The organism is Mycobacterium sp. E183, from assembly GCF_001667735.1.
GTDB lineage: Bacteria > Actinomycetota > Actinomycetes > Mycobacteriales > Mycobacteriaceae > Mycobacterium.
Genome location: NZ_LZJN01000078.1, coordinates 1 through 770, shown reverse-complemented (window position 1 = coordinate 770; position 770 = coordinate 1). Strand labels below are relative to the sequence as shown.

1 protein-coding gene is annotated in these 770 nt (G+C 68.3%); it reads left to right on the top strand.

Annotated elements, in window-relative coordinates:
* On the top strand, window positions 1-688 hold a 688-nt coding region (locus tag A5691_RS07635), incomplete at its 5' end, for an asparagine synthetase B (protein ID WP_197505025.1).
* Between the last annotated feature and the right edge of the window lie 82 nt (window positions 689-770).

Sequence of the window (770 nt, the reverse complement as noted above, 5' to 3'; positions counted from 1 at the left end):
GGAGGGGATGCGGGGCAAGAGCCTGCTGCACCGCGGCTCGCTGACCCTCGAGGAGCGCTATTACGGCAACGCCCGCAGCTTCTCCGACGCCCAGCTGCGCGACGTGCTGCCCGGCTTCCGCGAGGAATGGACCCACACCGACGTCACCGCTTCCGTGTACGCACAGTCGAAGGGCTGGGACCCGGTGGCGCGCATGCAGCACATCGACCTGTTCACCTGGCTGCGCGGCGACATCCTGGTCAAGGCGGACAAGATGACGATGGCCAACTCGCTGGAGCTGCGGGTGCCGTTCCTGGATCCCGAGGTGTTCGCCGTCGCCTCGCGGCTGCCCGTCGAGGCCAAGATCACCCGCACCACCACCAAGTACGCGCTGCGGCGGGCGCTTGAGCCCATCGTTCCCGCGCACGTGCTGCACCGGCCCAAGCTCGGGTTCCCGGTGCCGATCCGGCATTGGTTGCGCGCGGGCGAATTGCTGGACTGGGCCTACGGGTTGGTGGCGTCCTCGCAGGCCGGTCACCTCGTCGACCTGCCGGCCGTAGGGCGCATGCTCGACGAGCACCGCAACGGCGTCAGCGATCACAGCCGCCGGCTGTGGACGCTGCTGATCTTCATGCTCTGGCACGCGATCTTCGTCGAACACAGCGTGGTGCCGCAGATCAGCGAGCCGGTCTACCCCGTCCAGCTCTGAGGGTTCTGCCGCCGCCGCATCCCCTCCAGCTCTGAGGCCGTCGGCTTTACGAAGAGCGTGCGATGAGGGCTTCGAGCGTGCG